This window comes from Sneathiella sp., assembly GCF_047631475.1.
Classification (GTDB): Bacteria; Pseudomonadota; Alphaproteobacteria; order Sneathiellales; family Sneathiellaceae; genus Sneathiella.
This window is the reverse complement of record NZ_JBLHZT010000018.1, coordinates 26,403-41,045: the sequence shown is the minus strand read 5'-3', so window position 1 is coordinate 41,045 and position 14,643 is coordinate 26,403. Positions and strand designations below refer to the sequence as shown.

The 14,643-nt window shown below is 49.6% G+C and carries 15 protein-coding genes; 8 read left to right on the top strand and 7 right to left on the bottom strand.

Going from position 1 to position 14,643, the window contains the following annotated elements:
* Positions 1–51 precede the first annotated feature (51 nt).
* Positions 52–903: a tRNA glutamyl-Q(34) synthetase GluQRS gene (gluQRS, locus tag ACJAYR_RS09390; RefSeq protein ID WP_415236365.1), complete on the top strand. Its 852-nt coding sequence runs from the start codon at positions 52–54 to the stop codon at positions 901–903.
* A gap of 46 nt (positions 904–949) precedes the next feature.
* Here the strand turns inward: gluQRS and ACJAYR_RS09385 are convergent, their stop codons facing one another.
* Positions 950–2,965, bottom strand: a complete 2,016-nt coding sequence (locus ACJAYR_RS09385; RefSeq protein ID WP_415236364.1) for a protein meaA — start codon at positions 2,963–2,965, stop codon at positions 950–952.
* Between the two features lie 252 nt (positions 2,966–3,217).
* Here ACJAYR_RS09385 and ccrA point away from each other — a divergent pair, with 252 nt between their 5' ends.
* Entirely contained in the window at positions 3,218–4,522 is a 1,305-nt protein-coding gene (gene ccrA / locus ACJAYR_RS09380; protein ID WP_169543440.1) for a crotonyl-CoA carboxylase/reductase, read from the top strand.
* Positions 4,523–4,580: 58 nt separating this feature from the next.
* Positions 4,581–6,260 (top strand): acyl-CoA dehydrogenase family protein, encoded by a 1,680-nt coding sequence (locus tag ACJAYR_RS09375; RefSeq protein WP_415236363.1) that lies wholly within the window; start codon positions 4,581–4,583, stop codon positions 6,258–6,260.
* A gap of 71 nt (positions 6,261–6,331) precedes the next feature.
* Here ACJAYR_RS09375 and ACJAYR_RS09370 read toward each other — a convergent pair whose 3' ends face one another.
* From ACJAYR_RS09370 to ACJAYR_RS09355, 4 genes are read right to left on the bottom strand one after another with little or no spacing between them, the layout of a single operon-like run.
* Positions 6,332–6,886 (bottom strand): nucleotidyltransferase family protein, encoded by a 555-nt coding sequence (locus ACJAYR_RS09370; protein ID WP_415236362.1) that lies wholly within the window; start codon positions 6,884–6,886, stop codon positions 6,332–6,334.
* Positions 6,883–7,752, bottom strand: coding sequence for a YhjD/YihY/BrkB family envelope integrity protein (locus ACJAYR_RS09365; protein ID WP_415236361.1), 870 nt, complete (start codon positions 7,750–7,752; stop codon positions 6,883–6,885). Before ACJAYR_RS09365 ends, ACJAYR_RS09370 begins: the two co-directional genes overlap by 4 nt.
* A gap of 32 nt (positions 7,753–7,784) precedes the next feature.
* Entirely contained in the window at positions 7,785–7,979 is a 195-nt protein-coding gene (locus tag ACJAYR_RS09360) for a 2-hydroxymuconate tautomerase (protein ID WP_415236360.1), read from the bottom strand.
* 12 nt (positions 7,980–7,991) lie between these two features.
* A complete protein-coding gene (locus ACJAYR_RS09355; protein WP_415236359.1) occupies positions 7,992–9,164 on the bottom strand; it encodes an NAD(P)/FAD-dependent oxidoreductase in 1,173 nt (390 codons plus the stop codon).
* A 70-nt stretch (positions 9,165–9,234) separates the two neighbouring features.
* Between ACJAYR_RS09355 and ACJAYR_RS09350 the strand changes: the two genes are divergently transcribed.
* From ACJAYR_RS09350 to ACJAYR_RS09330, 5 genes are all read left to right on the top strand, one after another.
* Entirely contained in the window at positions 9,235–9,429 is a 195-nt protein-coding gene (locus ACJAYR_RS09350) for a twin transmembrane helix small protein (RefSeq protein WP_415236358.1), read from the top strand.
* A gap of 8 nt (positions 9,430–9,437) precedes the next feature.
* Complete coding sequence (locus tag ACJAYR_RS09345; protein WP_415236357.1) at positions 9,438–10,001, top strand: cob(I)yrinic acid a,c-diamide adenosyltransferase; 564 nt, start codon at positions 9,438–9,440, stop codon at positions 9,999–10,001.
* A 199-nt stretch (positions 10,002–10,200) separates the two neighbouring features.
* Positions 10,201–10,950 carry an electron transfer flavoprotein subunit beta/FixA family protein gene (locus ACJAYR_RS09340; RefSeq protein ID WP_169543432.1) on the top strand — a complete coding sequence of 250 codons (750 nt, stop codon included), beginning with the start codon at positions 10,201–10,203 and terminating at the stop codon, positions 10,948–10,950.
* On the top strand, positions 10,950–11,879 hold the full coding sequence (locus ACJAYR_RS09335) for an electron transfer flavoprotein subunit alpha/FixB family protein (protein ID WP_415236356.1): 930 nt from the start codon (positions 10,950–10,952) through the stop codon (positions 11,877–11,879). Before ACJAYR_RS09340 ends, ACJAYR_RS09335 begins: the two co-directional genes overlap by 1 nt.
* A 65-nt stretch (positions 11,880–11,944) precedes the next feature.
* Complete coding sequence (locus ACJAYR_RS09330; RefSeq protein ID WP_415236355.1) at positions 11,945–12,817, top strand: 3-hydroxybutyryl-CoA dehydrogenase; 873 nt, start codon at positions 11,945–11,947, stop codon at positions 12,815–12,817.
* A 66-nt stretch (positions 12,818–12,883) separates the two neighbouring features.
* Here the strand turns inward: ACJAYR_RS09330 and ACJAYR_RS09325 are convergent, their stop codons facing one another.
* Entirely contained in the window at positions 12,884–13,786 is a 903-nt protein-coding gene (locus ACJAYR_RS09325; protein WP_415236354.1) for a DMT family transporter, read from the bottom strand.
* 118 nt (positions 13,787–13,904) lie between these two features.
* On the bottom strand, positions 13,905–14,396 hold the full coding sequence (locus ACJAYR_RS09320) for a hypothetical protein (protein WP_415236353.1): 492 nt from the start codon (positions 14,394–14,396) through the stop codon (positions 13,905–13,907).
* Positions 14,397–14,643 lie beyond the last annotated feature (247 nt).

Here is a 14,643-nt window from a genome sequence, read left to right as displayed (position 1 = left end):
CCAAATGCGATTTTTTCTGTTAATTTCCAATTCTTACCGTAAGTTAGGCCCATGAATATAGTCACTCGATTTGCGCCCAGCCCTTCCGGATATCTGCATATAGGACACGCCTATTCGGCGTCTTTGGCCTATCAGAAAGCCGTTGAGACAGAGGGTCATTTTTTACTCAGAATTGAGGATATCGACAGGGTTCGATGCCGCCATGAGTTCGAAACCGCCCTTCTGGAAGATCTTAAATGGCTAGGGTTAACCTGGGAAGAACCGGTCCGCAGGCAAAGTGATCATATGGAGGACTATGCAGCCGTTTTGGAAAGGTTGCACGAAAGAGGGTTGATTTACCCCTGTTTTTGTACGCGCAAGGAAATCGCTGCGGAAATCGCTCAAAGTGATTCTGCGCCGCATGGGCCGGACGGACCGATTTACCCTCAGACCTGTAAGGGCTTGTCAGAGGCTGAACGGCAGGCGTATTTCGCTGAAGAAAAACCCTATGCATTGCGGCTGGATATGCAAAAGGCATTAGAAGAGCCGGGCGCCCGTCACCTGACCTTCCGGGAAATGGACAAAGGGGTCATTGAATGCCAGCCGGAAAAATTCGGGGATGTCGTGCTTGCCCGCAAAGAAACGCCAACCAGCTATCATCTTGCCGTAACGCTGGATGATGCCTTGCAAGGTGTGACTTTGGTTGTTCGCGGGCAGGATCTATTTGAAGCCACTCATCTTCACCGTTTGTTGCAACATCTCCTCGAATTACCGACCCCTGATTATCTGCATCACGGGTTGGTGTCTGATATGAAGGGACGCAGGCTTTCCAAGCGGGATAAAGATGCCACCATTCGTTCCATGCGGGAAAATGGCTATTCGCCGGCAGAAGTTCGAAAATTGGCGGGCTTTAATACCAAATAACGGACCGACCTTTAAGAGCCGGTCCGACTATACTTGTTGACCGTTTTTATGCGGTTTCGTCATGGGACAGAATGATGCCAACCATGTCTGACATGATGCCGAGCATATCAAAGTCTTTTGGGGTGTAGACCGCAGCAACGCCTCGAGACTTTAATTCTGCAGCGTCTTCGGGTGGAATAATGCCGCCCACGACAACCGGCAGGTTCGATAAACCCGCTTCTTTCAGGCGTTCCACCACATCACAGGCTAGTGAAATGTGGGAACCGGACAGGATGGAAAGGCCCACGAGGTGAACCGATTCTTCAAGCGCGGCGTTGACAATTTGTTCCGGGGTCAGGCGAATGCCTTCATAGACTACTTCCATGCCGCTATCCCGTGCGGCAACCGCAATCTGTTCGGCGCCATTTGAATGCCCATCCAAGCCCGGTTTGCCGACCAGAATTTTCAAGGGGCGACCCAATTGCTCGGCTGCCTTGGATACTTCAGCGCGCACAGCGTCAATGGCATCCCCTGCCGCATTTGAAATAGCCCCGCTGACACCGGTTGGTGCCCGATATTCGCCATAAATTGATCTTAAAGCCTCAGACCATTCGCCGGTTGTGACGCCTGCTTTTGCCGCTTCAATGGAGACAGGCATAATATTGTCGCCGTTTACCGCAGCATTTTTGAGCGCTCTAAGGGCGTCGTCGACTTCAGCCTGATTGCGTTTTGCCTTCCATTCCTGCAAGCGCGCGATCTGTTCGGCTTCTACTTTCGGATCGACCGTCATGATGCCGCCATCCCCTTCCTGCGTAAGGGGAGAAGGGGTGCTTTCCGTAAATTTATTCACGCCGATTACCGGGATGTCACCTGAAATAACCGACTGAACGCGGTTGGTGTTGGATTGCACCAGTGATTCTTTTAGATATCCTGATTCCACCGCACTGACGGCGCCGCCCATCTTTTCGATACGTGCAAGTTCTTCGCGTGTTTCCGCTTTCAAGGCCTCAACCTTTTTGTCGATTTCAACAGAGCCCTCAAAGATGTCGCCATATTCCAGAAGGTCCGTTTCAAAAGCAACAATCTGCTGCAGGCGAAGAGACCATTGCTGATCCCAAGGTCTGGGTAATCCAAGGGCTTCGTTCCAGGCAGGCAACTGAACGGCGCGGGCCCGTGCTTTTTTGGACAAGACAACCGCGAGCATTTCCAGAAGGATGCGATAAACGTTATTTTCCGGCTGCTGCTCGGTCAGACCGAGTGAGTTCACCTGGACACCATAGCGGAACCGCCGGAATTTTTCGTTTTCCACATGATACCGTTCGAGCAGGATCTCATCCCATAGATCAACGAACGCGCGCATTTTACACATTTCGGTAATAAACCGAATTCCGGCATTAACAAAGAAACTGATCCTGCCCGTCGCCGCTGGAAAATCGGCCGCGCTGATCTGTCCGGAATCACGGACAGCATCGAGAACCGAAATCGCTGTTGCAAGTGCGAAGGAGAGTTCCTGAACCGGTGTCGCTCCAGCTTCCTGCAAGTGATAGGAACAGACATTTGTCGGGTTCCATTTCGGCATATCCTGATAGGTGAAACTGACAACATCGGTGATCAGTTTCATACTGGGCGCAGGCGGAAAAATGTACGTCCCGCGGGACAGATATTCTTTAATAATGTCGTTTTGAACGGTCCCTTGCAGAGCACTTCTGTCCGCACCCTGCTCTTCAGCAACGGCAACATAAAGCGCCAATAACCAAGCAGAAGTGGCATTAATGGTCATGGATGTGTTCATTTTTTCGAGCGGGATCCCGTCAAACAGGGTGCGCATATCTCCCAGATGACAGATGGGGACGCCGACCTTGCCTACTTCCCCTTTTGCCAGGATATGATCCGAATCATATCCGGTTTGGGTGGGCAAATCGAACGCAACAGAAAGACCTGTCTGGCCTTTGCCGAGATTTGTTTTATATAACTCATTGGAGGCTTCGGCCGAGGAGTGACCTGAATAGGTTCTAAAGAGCCATGGCCGGTCTTTTTTGGCTTCCGGAGCGTTTCCCGAGGGAGTAGGCGTAGTTTCGCTCATAATATTCTTTCGTCTTCACTCAATAAAATGGACGCTTGTTTCTTTTTTGGTACTTCATAAGCAATAACATAACTTTGTTTTGCAGTGCAAAAAAAACTTGCTAACGCGCTTAAGGTCAGTAATCATCCCCATTATTGACGCTGGAGGCAGATCTGGCGAGAAAAAAAATGATGCGTTGCGGAATTGTTTTCGTCGAAGACGTAAAGTTGGGACCGCTTATGCGCGCTGACACTAGTTTGAGGATAAGTTGTGATGTCTGCTAAAGAAGTTGCCAAAACAAGTTCACCTTCCGAAAAAAATGCGGAGGCTCCGTTGAAAGATCTTTATGAAGTCGGTGAAATTCCACCGCTGGGACATGTTCCATCAAAAATGTATGCCTGGGCAATTCGCCGGGATCGTCACGGCGAGCCTGAAGACGCCATGTTGGAAGAAGTCGTGGATACGCCAGAACTGGACAGCCATGATGTGCTGGTCCTCGTGATGGCGGCAGGGGTCAACTATAACGGTGTCTGGGCTGCGCTCGGCGAGCCGATCTCTGTTTTTGATGTTCACAAACAGCCATACCATATTGCTGGCTCTGATGCGTCTGGTGTTGTCTATGCGGTTGGCAGCAAGGTAACCCGGTTCAAGATCGGTGATGAGGTTGTTGTCCATTGTAATCAGGATGATGGTGACGACGAAGAATGTAACGGCGGCGATCCGATGTTCTCACCGAGCCAGCGGATCTGGGGATATGAAACACCCGATGGCTCATTCGCCCAGTTCGCCCGTGTGCAGGATCGGCAGTTGATGCCGCGTCCAAAACATCTGACATGGGAAGAAAGCGCCTGTTACACACTGACATTGGCAACAGCTTATCGGATGTTGTTTGGCCATCGGCCTCACATTCTGCGTCCGGGTCACAATGTTCTGGTTTGGGGCGCGTCTGGCGGCCTTGGATCCATGGCTATTCAGATTTGCGCCGCGGCAGGGGCAAATGCAATTGGTGTTATTTCAGACGAATCAAAGCGTGACTTTGTGATGTCTTTGGGGGCCAAGGGCGTTATTAACCGGAATGATTTTGATTGCTGGGGGCAGCTTCCAGAAGTGAACGGTGACGGTTTCGGCGCTTATATGAAAAAGACCCGTGAATTTGGTAAAGCCATTTGGGAAATTACAGGCAAAGGCAACGATGTTGATTTTGTTTTTGAGCATCCTGGCGAGAAAACCTTCCCAGTATCCTGTAATGTTGTGAAGCGGGGCGGCATGGTTGTCTTCTGTGCAGGCACAACCGGTTTCAATCTGACAATGGATGCTCGGTTTGTCTGGATGCGTCAGAAACGTATTCAGGGTAGCCACTTTGCGAACCTGAAACAGGCAGCACAAGCCAACAACATGGTTATTGAGCGGCGTATCGATCCTTGTATGTCTGAAGTTTTTGCGTGGGAAGATATTCCGCGGGCACATACAAAAATGATGAAGAACGAGCATAAACCGGGTAACATGGCTGTTCTGGTATCTGCCAAGTATCCTGGTATGCGGACCATTGAGGATGCAATCGAAGCAGGGAACGCCTAAGGGCGTTCCAGTTTCTCTTGGTAGATGAAACAATAAGAAAAACAGTAACTGGAATATTATGACTGATCAGAACACGCCCCTCATTCTGGATGGGTTGGATGACCTATGCGCTCAGGCCTTGAATGCGGCTGAAACTTTAAAACAGCAAGCCATTCAGTCTGTCGCCTCTTTTACCCGCGGTGAAAACGGCCGAATTAGTGCCAAGTTGGTTGAACAAAACCAGTATGCGACCCATGGTCTTGCCTGGCTTGTTACCTATGTCGAGACATTGAAAGAAACCTTAAAATGGTCGCGCGCGCTCAATGCGGAAGGCAAGCTTGGGGAATTGGAGCAGTTGATGCTTCAGGCCGGTTTTGCCGAATATCTTCACCAGCTTGAAGGTGGTATCCCAATGACGCTGGGTGAAATTATTCGCCCTCTTGATTTGGGGGTTGCATCTGAGCATGTGGACGCGTTCAAAACCGCCGCAGTAAAGACCTTAATGGCCGAAGGATATACACCTGCCGTTCGGGAACGTATTGCAAGCTTGATCGCCGATGGGATGGATACGGGCCATTTCGGAAATCCATGTCTGGACGAGACCTATTCCATGATCCGGGATCAGTTCCGCCGATTTGCGGATGAAGAGGTTATTCCTTACGCCCATGAATGGCATCTTAAAGATGAACTTATTCCGCGCAGCGTTGTCGATCAGATGTCCGAGCTGGGTGTTTTTGGACTAACCGTGCCTGAAGAATATGACGGCCTGGGCCTTGGAAAAATGTCCATGTGTGTGGTGTCGGAAGAATTGTCACGCGGTTACATCGGTGTGGGTTCTTTGGGTACGCGTTCTGAAATTGCGGCAGAACTTATTCTGACTGGCGGTACAGATGCACAGAAATCCAAATGGCTGCCTCAGATCGCAACCGGTCAGATCTTGCCAACAGCGGTTTTCACGGAACCGAATACGGGATCTGACCTTGCCTCTTTGCGGACCCGCGCCGTGAAGGACGGGGATGTGTATAAAATCACCGGTAACAAAACCTGGATCACCCACGCGGCCCGTGCAGATGTTATGACGTTGCTGGCGCGGTCCAATCCCAATGAGCCCGGATATAAAGGCTTGTCCATGTTCCTTGCTGAAAAACAGCATATGACCGAAGACGAGGACTTTCCAACGGAAGGGATGACCGGAGGCGAAATTGAAGTCCTTGGATATCGCGGAATGAAGGAATATGAACTTGGCTTCGATAACTTCGAGGTAAAGGCAGAAAATCTTCTGGGCGAAGAGGAAGGTAATGGCTTTAAGCAGTTGATGCAGACGTTCGAAAGCGCCCGTATTCAAACTGCCGCGCGTGCGCTGGGAGTTGCCCAGAACGCCATGGAGCTTGGTCTTCGCTATTCGCTGGACCGTATTCAGTTCTCCCGCCCGATTATTGAGTTTCCCCGGGTGGCAGGTAAGCTGGCCTGGATGGCTGTTGAGATCATGATGGCGCGTCAATTAACCTATGCGTCGGCCCGTGCGAAAGACGAGGGTCGGCGGTGTGATCTGGAAGCCGGAATGGCAAAGCTTCTGGGCGCGCGTGTCGCGTGGCAGGCGGCCGATAACGCCTTGCAGGTTCACGGCGGGAACGGTTTTGCATTGGAATATCCGATCAGTCGGGTTCTCTGTGATGCCCGGATCCTGAACATTTTTGAAGGGGCTGGCGAAATTCAGGCCCAGGTTATTGCGCGCCGTCTTCTTGAAGGTGCGAACTGATACTTGTTTCTGGATATGGCCAATCTGTTGGCCATATCCAGTTTTCAAATTAAGTCTTTCCTGCCTGATCTTCAGGCCGCTTTGATGATGGTAAGGTCCGGCCAACGGGCCTGCCAGTTTTTCCCCTTAAGACGCGCTGAATACTGATCGGCTTTCTTCTGTCCTGAAGGCGTTGGCCTGACAGTTCCCGAGAACAGATCTTCCAACCCAAACGGCGCCAGAATAGTAAGGCGATCGTCTGTTTCAAGCCGGACAGCAATAGCGGTTGGGGTTTCCAGCCAGTGGGCAATTGCGTTTGCCGTATTTTTGTAGGGCGCGTCTTTATTTTTAAGGTGCATACGAGCCTGATTTTTGACGGACCACGGAAAATCAGGAGCCTGTGCCAGGATCCTTTTTTCAATTGTCTTATCGGCGGCAGGAGAAAGATCAGACGCGTCAAAATATAAAAAATCAATATCACCAGGAAGGCTCGTGCCCTTGTGATACAGGTGGTCCCAAACACGGTTTCGAATAAAACCCGCACCGATCGCCCAGTCCGCTAGCGTCAATTGACGCGCATTTTTCAGAACCGTCATGCAAAGGGGATCTGTGCGGATCAGGCTCCGCAGGGTTTCGGCGTGGGTCATGAATTGGCTTTTGGAAGTTTGTCCACATCGACTGTGTCGCCTTTTTTGGTCATTTTTCCGGTATAATTAAAGCCAAGTACTGCGGTTACACTGGCCCCTAGCAGGACAATTGCCCAACTGAAATAAAGCCATATCAGGAATAAGGGCAGAATGGCTAACGCCCCGTAGATGACTTCATAACTTGGAAAATATAGAAGGTAGAGGCGAAAAAAATGCTTCCCCAGGATGAACAGGGCCGCTGCGATCGCCGCGCCTATTGCGGCATGGCGCCATTTGACTTTGCTTGCCGGAACCAACCGGTAAAGTAAAAACAAGGCAATGAAAATAACAAGAAAGGGTACCAGAAAACGGAAATAGGAAACCAGATAGGTAAAGTCCACACCACTTGCTTCCTGCGTCAGGGTTGCGATCCATTTGGCGAGGGTCAGGCTCGTGGACAGTGCGATCGGTCCAAGGAGTGTAATCAGCATATAGGCCAGAAAACGTTTAAAGACGTTCCGTGTTGTTTTGACCTGCCATATTTGCGAAAAAACGGTTTCAATGCTCGAAAGCAGCAAAAAGGCGGTGATGGATAGACCCGCGATACCCAGATAGGTCAGGTTTTGTGCGTTCAGGATCAGATCCTGTAAAAAGTCATGGACTTGAGAAATGGCACCCGGCAGTAAATTTTCAAACAGGAAAAAAATCAGGTCTTCCTGAAAACTGTAATAGGCATCCACATAAGTCAGCATCGACAGCGCAAGAATACCAACCGGGGCAATGGCAAGAAGAGTTTGAAAGCTGAGCGCAGTTGCCATCCGGGGGCAGTTTTGGTTTGAAAAATGCCGAGCGATTGAGAGCATGAGGTTTAAAAATTCTTTTCCCATTTCCTCAATAAAATCCCTGCTGGTTTAGATGGTCAGTCCGGGAATTTTTCGTTGGCAGGTTCGCCGCCTAATCCCCAGTTTTCTTTTGCGACTTCTGTAATCACGACATCAATGCTGGCTACGGAAACACCGATTGCTTCTGATGTTGCCTTAGTGAGTGATTTTATCAATGTCTTTTTCTGTTCGGCAGACCGGCCAGCAAACATTTCAACGCGGATCATGGGCATTGAAGGTATCCTTTAAACGACGTTTATTTCAGAAAGCGGTTTTTCTTCTACCATACGTTGATAGGAAAAACGGTCAAGATTAAGTGTTTGGTACTGGCCATGTAAAATAAGTTCCGAGAGGGCGCGCCCTACAGCAGGGGCCTGTTGCAACCCATGGCCGGAAAACCCATTGGCAAAGATAAAATTCTGAACGTCAGGGTGACGGCCGAGGACGGCATTTTGATCCAATATATTATAGGCATAATGTCCGGCCCAGGCATTCTCCAGTTTAATGGCTTCAAAGGCGGGTACCCGGTGCGCCAGAATGGGCCAGATATGTTCTTCAAACCAGCCATAATCGATGTTGAAATCCAGACAATCAGGATCGTTTTCCGGCGCGGGTGAGCAGCCTGTAATAAACTGATGACCTTCTGGGCGGAAATAAACGCCGCTTGGATCAATTGTCAGGGGGCAGTTTTCAATCACTGTTCGGCAGGTAAAAGAATAGATGAACCGTTTTCTAGGCCGTACATTTAACGATATGCCTGCCCATTCGGCAATCGTGGCAGCATGAGGGCCTGCAGCATTTACAACAGTTCCACAGTGAACGGCCCCAGTATTTTCAAGCAGCACCGCGTCAATTTTCTGGCCCTGACGCAGTAAACCCTGTGCCGTATCCCGGATATACTGGACCCCTTGAGAGATCGCTTTTTTACGAAATGCCTGATTTAAACTATAGGCATCAAGCCAGCCCTCTCCTTCTGCGCTGATCGATCCTCCGGCCAGATCGGATACCGTCATCCACGGATAGACGCGGGCAAGGTCTTCCGGATCAAGCAGTTGAACAGGTACATTTTCACGGGTTTGGACCTGATGGTTGCCATATAGAACTGGAATTTGATGATCCTGCGCCAGAAAAAGGTACCCTTTTTCCTGAAAAGACACATCGACAGGATCGTCATTTACACTCAGATGGTCGTTGATGGTGCGGAGAAATTGGGTCGCAAATTGCGAAATTCGAATATTTTCCGGCGTGGAGAATTGCTGGCGAATACCACCGGCAGAGCGGGCTGTGGAGCCTTCCTGATAGCTCGGGTCTTTTTCGATCACGGCTATTTTAACAGAAGCTGGGGCCTGAGCAGATAGAAAATACGCAATCGCTGATCCGATAACCCCGCCGCCAATAATAACAATATCAAACTTCATTCTGTGACCGCTGTCCTTTTTGTCTGCGTTGTTCTTGGTCGGGGCCGGATAATATGCTATTCGAACCCCTATGCTTGACTATTTTATAATCGCAGCCTTCGCTGCCACCGCACTTGTTGTTCTGCTGGGTATACTAAACCTTGGCCGCAAGAAAGATAACAATCGAAGCACCAGTAATATTTTGATGCGCTGGAGAATTGCGTTTCAGGCGCTGGCGATCCTTCTCATCATGATCAGCATTTGGCTGAAATCGTCCGGTGGATAAAAAATAAAATGGTGAAACTTACGAAAATTTATACCCGCGGTGGGGACAAGGGGCAAACGTCTCTCGGCTCTGGTGAGCGTGTTACCAAAGATAGCGTTCGCGTGGATGCCTACGGTGATGTGGATGAACTTAACGCTGTCATTGGCCTTGCACGCCTTCACGCGGATGGCGACATGGATCGGTTGTTGAGCCGAATTCAGAATGATTTGTTTGATTTGGGGGCGGACCTTTGCACCCCTGAAGTCGAGAATCCCAAATATCCACCTCTGCGGATGGTTCAGGTCCAGATCGATCGGCTTGAGCAGGAAATTGATTCGCTAAATTCCGACTTGGCCCCTCTGAATTCGTTTATTCTTCCCGGAGGATCGGCGCTTTCAGCGCATCTTCATCATGCCCGGACAGTTTGTCGCAGGGCAGAGCGTAGAATGGTTTCACTTTCAGAAATTGAAAATATAAACAGTATTTCAATAGGTTATGTGAATAGACTTTCTGATCTTTTGTTTGTTTTGGCCCGCTATAACAATGAAAAAGGGACAAAGGACGTTCTTTGGGTTCCGGGAGAAAATAGATAGTCTTTACAGGCTTGAAATGTCCGTTAAAAGTACTGTCGGGGCCAATGAATAAAAAGGCAGCGTCAGTAATTTGACAGATTGTCATTTGCTAATTATTGTGCACCGCCGAAATAACCGTAAAACCCCCCCTTAACGGATGTTGGTTTGTGAAAGACTAACAGGACCGAAGGGTAAATTTGGCTTGGGAGATAACCGATCCATGAAAGTTCTCGTCGCTGTAAAGCGTGTCGTAGACTACAATGTGAAGATCCGTGTTAAAGCGGACAACACAGGTGTAGACCTAGCAAACGTTAAAATGTCTATGAATCCCTTCGACGAAATTGCCGTTGAAGAAGCCCTCCGTTTAAAAGAAGCTGGCAAAGCAACTGAAGTTATTGCCGTTTCTGTTGGCCCGCAAGCGGCTCAGGAAACCATTCGCACCGCACTTGCGATGGGTGCTGATCGCGGTATCCTGGTGAAAACCGATGATGAGGTTGAACCTCTCGGTGTTGCCAAGCTGATCAAAGCGGTTGCCGAGGAAGAAAAACCCGATCTTATTATTGTTGGTAAACAGGCTATCGATGATGATAGCAACCAGACCGGTCAGATGCTGTCCGCGCTTCTCGGTTGGTCTCAGGGCACGTTTGCATCTGAAGTTGATCTGGGCGAAGGCTCTGTCAAGGTAACCCGGGAAATTGATGGCGGTCTGCAAACCGTTGATCTGAAGATGCCTGCTGTTGTTACGACAGATCTGCGCCTGAACGAGCCTCGTTATGCCTCTCTTCCAAACATCATGAAAGCCAAGAAAAAACCGATTGATGAAAAATCAGTTGCGGATCTTGGTGTAGATGTTGGCCTGCGGTTGACGACACTGAAAGTCGAAGAGCCAGCAAAACGCGAAGCCGGTGTTATGGTCGAAAGCGTTGCTGAACTGGTAGAGAAACTCAAAAATGAAGCGGGAGTTATCTAATGACTGTTCTTGTATTTGCGGATCATGATAACGCCGCATTGGGCGCGGCGACCCTGAACGCTGTTACAGCTGCCGCTGAATTGGGCGGCGATGTGCATATTTTGGTTGCCGGTAGTGGATGTGCTGCTGTTGCAGACGAAGCTGCGAAAGTTGCGGGTGTTGCAAAGGTTGTTCTTGTTGACGACGCTGCATACGCAAATGCGCTTGCAGAAAATACAGCTGATCTGATCGTTAGCCTTGCCGCTGATTACGATGCTGTTGTTGCCCCTGCAACCACATCCGGCAAAAATATTTTGCCGCGTGTTGCAGCTTTGTTGGACGTGGCTCAGATTTCAGAAATCACAGCCGTTGTCTCTGCTGACACTTTTGTCCGTCCGATCTACGCGGGTAACGCGATGGCGACGGTTCAGTCATCCGATGCCAAGAAGGTAATTACCGTCCGGACAACTGCTTTCGCTGCTGCGGCTGCTGAAGGTGGGTCTGCAACGGTTGAAAATGGTTCAGCTGCAGCAGATAGTGGTCTTGCCACATTTGTGGGTGCAGAGCTTTCTAAATCCGAGCGCCCTGAACTGACCGCTGCCAAGATCGTGATCTCTGGTGGTCGGGGTATGCAGTCTGGCGATAACTTCCCATTGATCGAAGCTGTTGCAGATAAACTGGGTGCTGCTGTTGGTGCAAGTCGCGCCGCGGTTGATGCCGGGTTTGTTCCCAATGACTATCAGGTTGGTCAGACCGGTAAAGTTGTGGCGCCTGAGCTGTATATTGCTGTTGGTATTTCCGGTGCGATCCAGCATTTGGCCGGTATGAAAGACAGTAAAGTGATCGTTGCGATCAACAAAGACGAAGAAGCCCCTATTTTCCAGGTGGCTGATTATGGTCTTGTTGCAGATCTCTTCAAGGCTCTGCCTGAATTGGAAGAAGCCCTTTAATGGGTTGTAATAGCGATAATTCCGGCGCATGATCCGTTTGAATTGGATGTGACAGGACAGCAAGCATGATTAAAAAAGTAGGCGTTATCGGAGCGGGTCAGATGGGCAATGGTATTGCCCATGTGATGGCCATTGCTGGTCTCGACGTATTCTTGAAAGACATTTCCCAGGATCAACTGGACAAAGGTCTGAAGGTTATTGAAGAGAATATGCAGCGGCAGGTTGCCCGCGGTAAGCTTGATGAAGGAGATATGCTAGCGGCGCTCGGTCGGATATCTCCGGTCTTGGACGATACATATCTTTCGGAAATTGATCTGGTCATCGAAGCGGCCACCGAAAATGAGGAAATCAAGAAAGCCATTCTTGCTCCTCTCGGACCGCAGCTGAAGCCAGAGGCAATTATCGCGACCAATACATCCTCGATTTCAGTGACCCGGCTTGCCGCGGTCACTGATCGTCCGGCGCAGTTCATGGGCATGCATTTCATGAACCCTGTGCCGGTCATGAAACTTGTCGAACTTATTCGCGGAATTGCGACAAGTGAGGAAACTTTTTCGATCATTCGCGAATTGACGGCTAAACTGGGCAAAACCCCAACACCGGCAGAAGATTTCCCTGCCTTTATTGTGAACCGGATCCTTCTTCCGATGATCAACGAGGCGATTTATACACTGTATGAAGGTGTGGGATCTGTTCAGGCAATTGATTCCGGGATGCGTCTGGGTGCAAATCACCCAATGGGGCCGTTACAATTGGCGGACTTTATCGGTCTGGATGTGTGCCTCTCGATCATGCAGGTTCTGTATGAAGGGTTGGCGGATACGAAATACCGTCCTTGCCCGCTTCTTGTGAAATATGTTGAAGCAGGTTGGCTGGGCCAAAAAACCGGCCGTGGTTTTTACGATTACACGACCGATGTTCCGACACCTACTCGCTAGGGACTTCACAGATTAAAAATGATGGATTGCCCCGGACAGTTTGCCGGGGCTTTTTATTGGACTTATTCAGGTTTTCTGTGTGGGTGTATGGCTGTTCCAAAGGGCTGTCATCAACACTCCGGGCGTCAGAATGAGAATACTGATCCAGCCCATCAGGCCAAATTCTTCCCCCAATAGAAGAACCCCGAGAAAGGCCGCAATGGCAGGCACGCCTGACATAAAAGCAGCGGTTGGCGGCGCACCGATATGACGGACAGCAAAGGCCACGATGACCATACCGAACAATGTTGCCAATATTCCCTGATACAGGGCCTGCAAACCAATATCCAGAGCACTTGCTTCGGAAAGCCCACTTGGCAGGAAGAAAAACCAGAGGGGCGTAAAAATTACCCCGTTCACAACCGAGGAGCAGAATAGAACCTGGGTAGCCGTAAGCGACCAAAGCCGGGTCATTACCATGTAAAGGGCGAAGCATAAGCCCCCGAGCATAAACAGCAGGTCGCCCTGCCAACTGGTATCCATTTGATTGGTATCGCTGCCAAACAATGTCACCGAGGCCCCGATGATGATCAAGACGGTTCCTCCTATTTGAACCCGGTGCGGCTTATCTTTAAACCAAAGCCAGCCAAGCCCCACCGTAATGGCCGGCAGAACCCCGTTCATAAAGACCCCACCATGGGCGGCGGGGGCCAATGTGAAGGCTTGATAGACCACGAGTGTGTAAGGAAAGCCGGAGAACAAAGAAACGGCGGCAATCCGCCGGATTGTCAAACCTCGCCATGGCTTAAAATAAAAAGCGATCGGAAGAACGATCAGTCCGGATATGCCGTATCGCATGGCGGTAATATCATAAATGGTAAGAGCCGAGGTTGCGCCGAAACGGCTGGTCACGATCCATCCGGACCAAAGAAATACAATTGTGAAAGCGGCAAGATAGCCAAGCGTTTTTTTTGTTGGTGCGGGGCGCATTCATGATCCCTGTTTTTTATTATTAGGCGTTTTACCAGCAGAAGGAGAGCGCCTGACGGTTCTTGTCATAGGGCGTAATGGGGAAGTGATACAAAGAAAAATTTACCAAATACTGATGCTACGGGGTGCCAACAGACAGTAATGGCAGGTAGGCAATATACGCAATCGTATTCGACACGACGATGGAAATAATCATGATTACCAGCAGGATATACCGGTGAATGTTTGCTTCACTCCGGGATTTTATATGCCGGATATGTTGAAAATAACTGGATAGAAAACCTGTTATCCGGCGCAGCTTTTGCATTTCAGTATGCTGCCAAAATTGATAGATGACCAAAATGCACACACTGATGGCAGAAATCAAAAATGAGAGAATGACCAATGCCTGATGATGAAAAGTTTCTTTGGCGAGTAAATGTCCGATTGTTACCAACGCAGCATGGGACAGGCACGCCGCCCCCAGCGTCCGCCATTGCCGGGTTTTTGCAAACAGCATGGTTCGCGTACTTTCCCGGTAAAGCGCCAGCATTTCCGCATGGGTTGCCTCGTCCAAATCAGAAGGGATCAGGTCAAGCTCCCCTTCTGTATCCTCAAAATCCTGTGCCATCGTGCTAAGGTACTCTAATATAATGAAAAAACTATAAAGAAATACAAAAGGGGAAGGTCCGGCAAGCGACTAAAATTTTTTTGGCGTTTTTAGGAAAATGAAGGAAGGATCCTTGCCGTCAAAGATTTGTTTGTTACCTACCCAAAAGGGCATGGGCCGATCAGTGGGCATGTCCGCCATTAAAGCAATTTTTCTGAAGGGGATAAGCGTTCAAAAACAGGCGACCCTATGATGACGCAAGGATCGA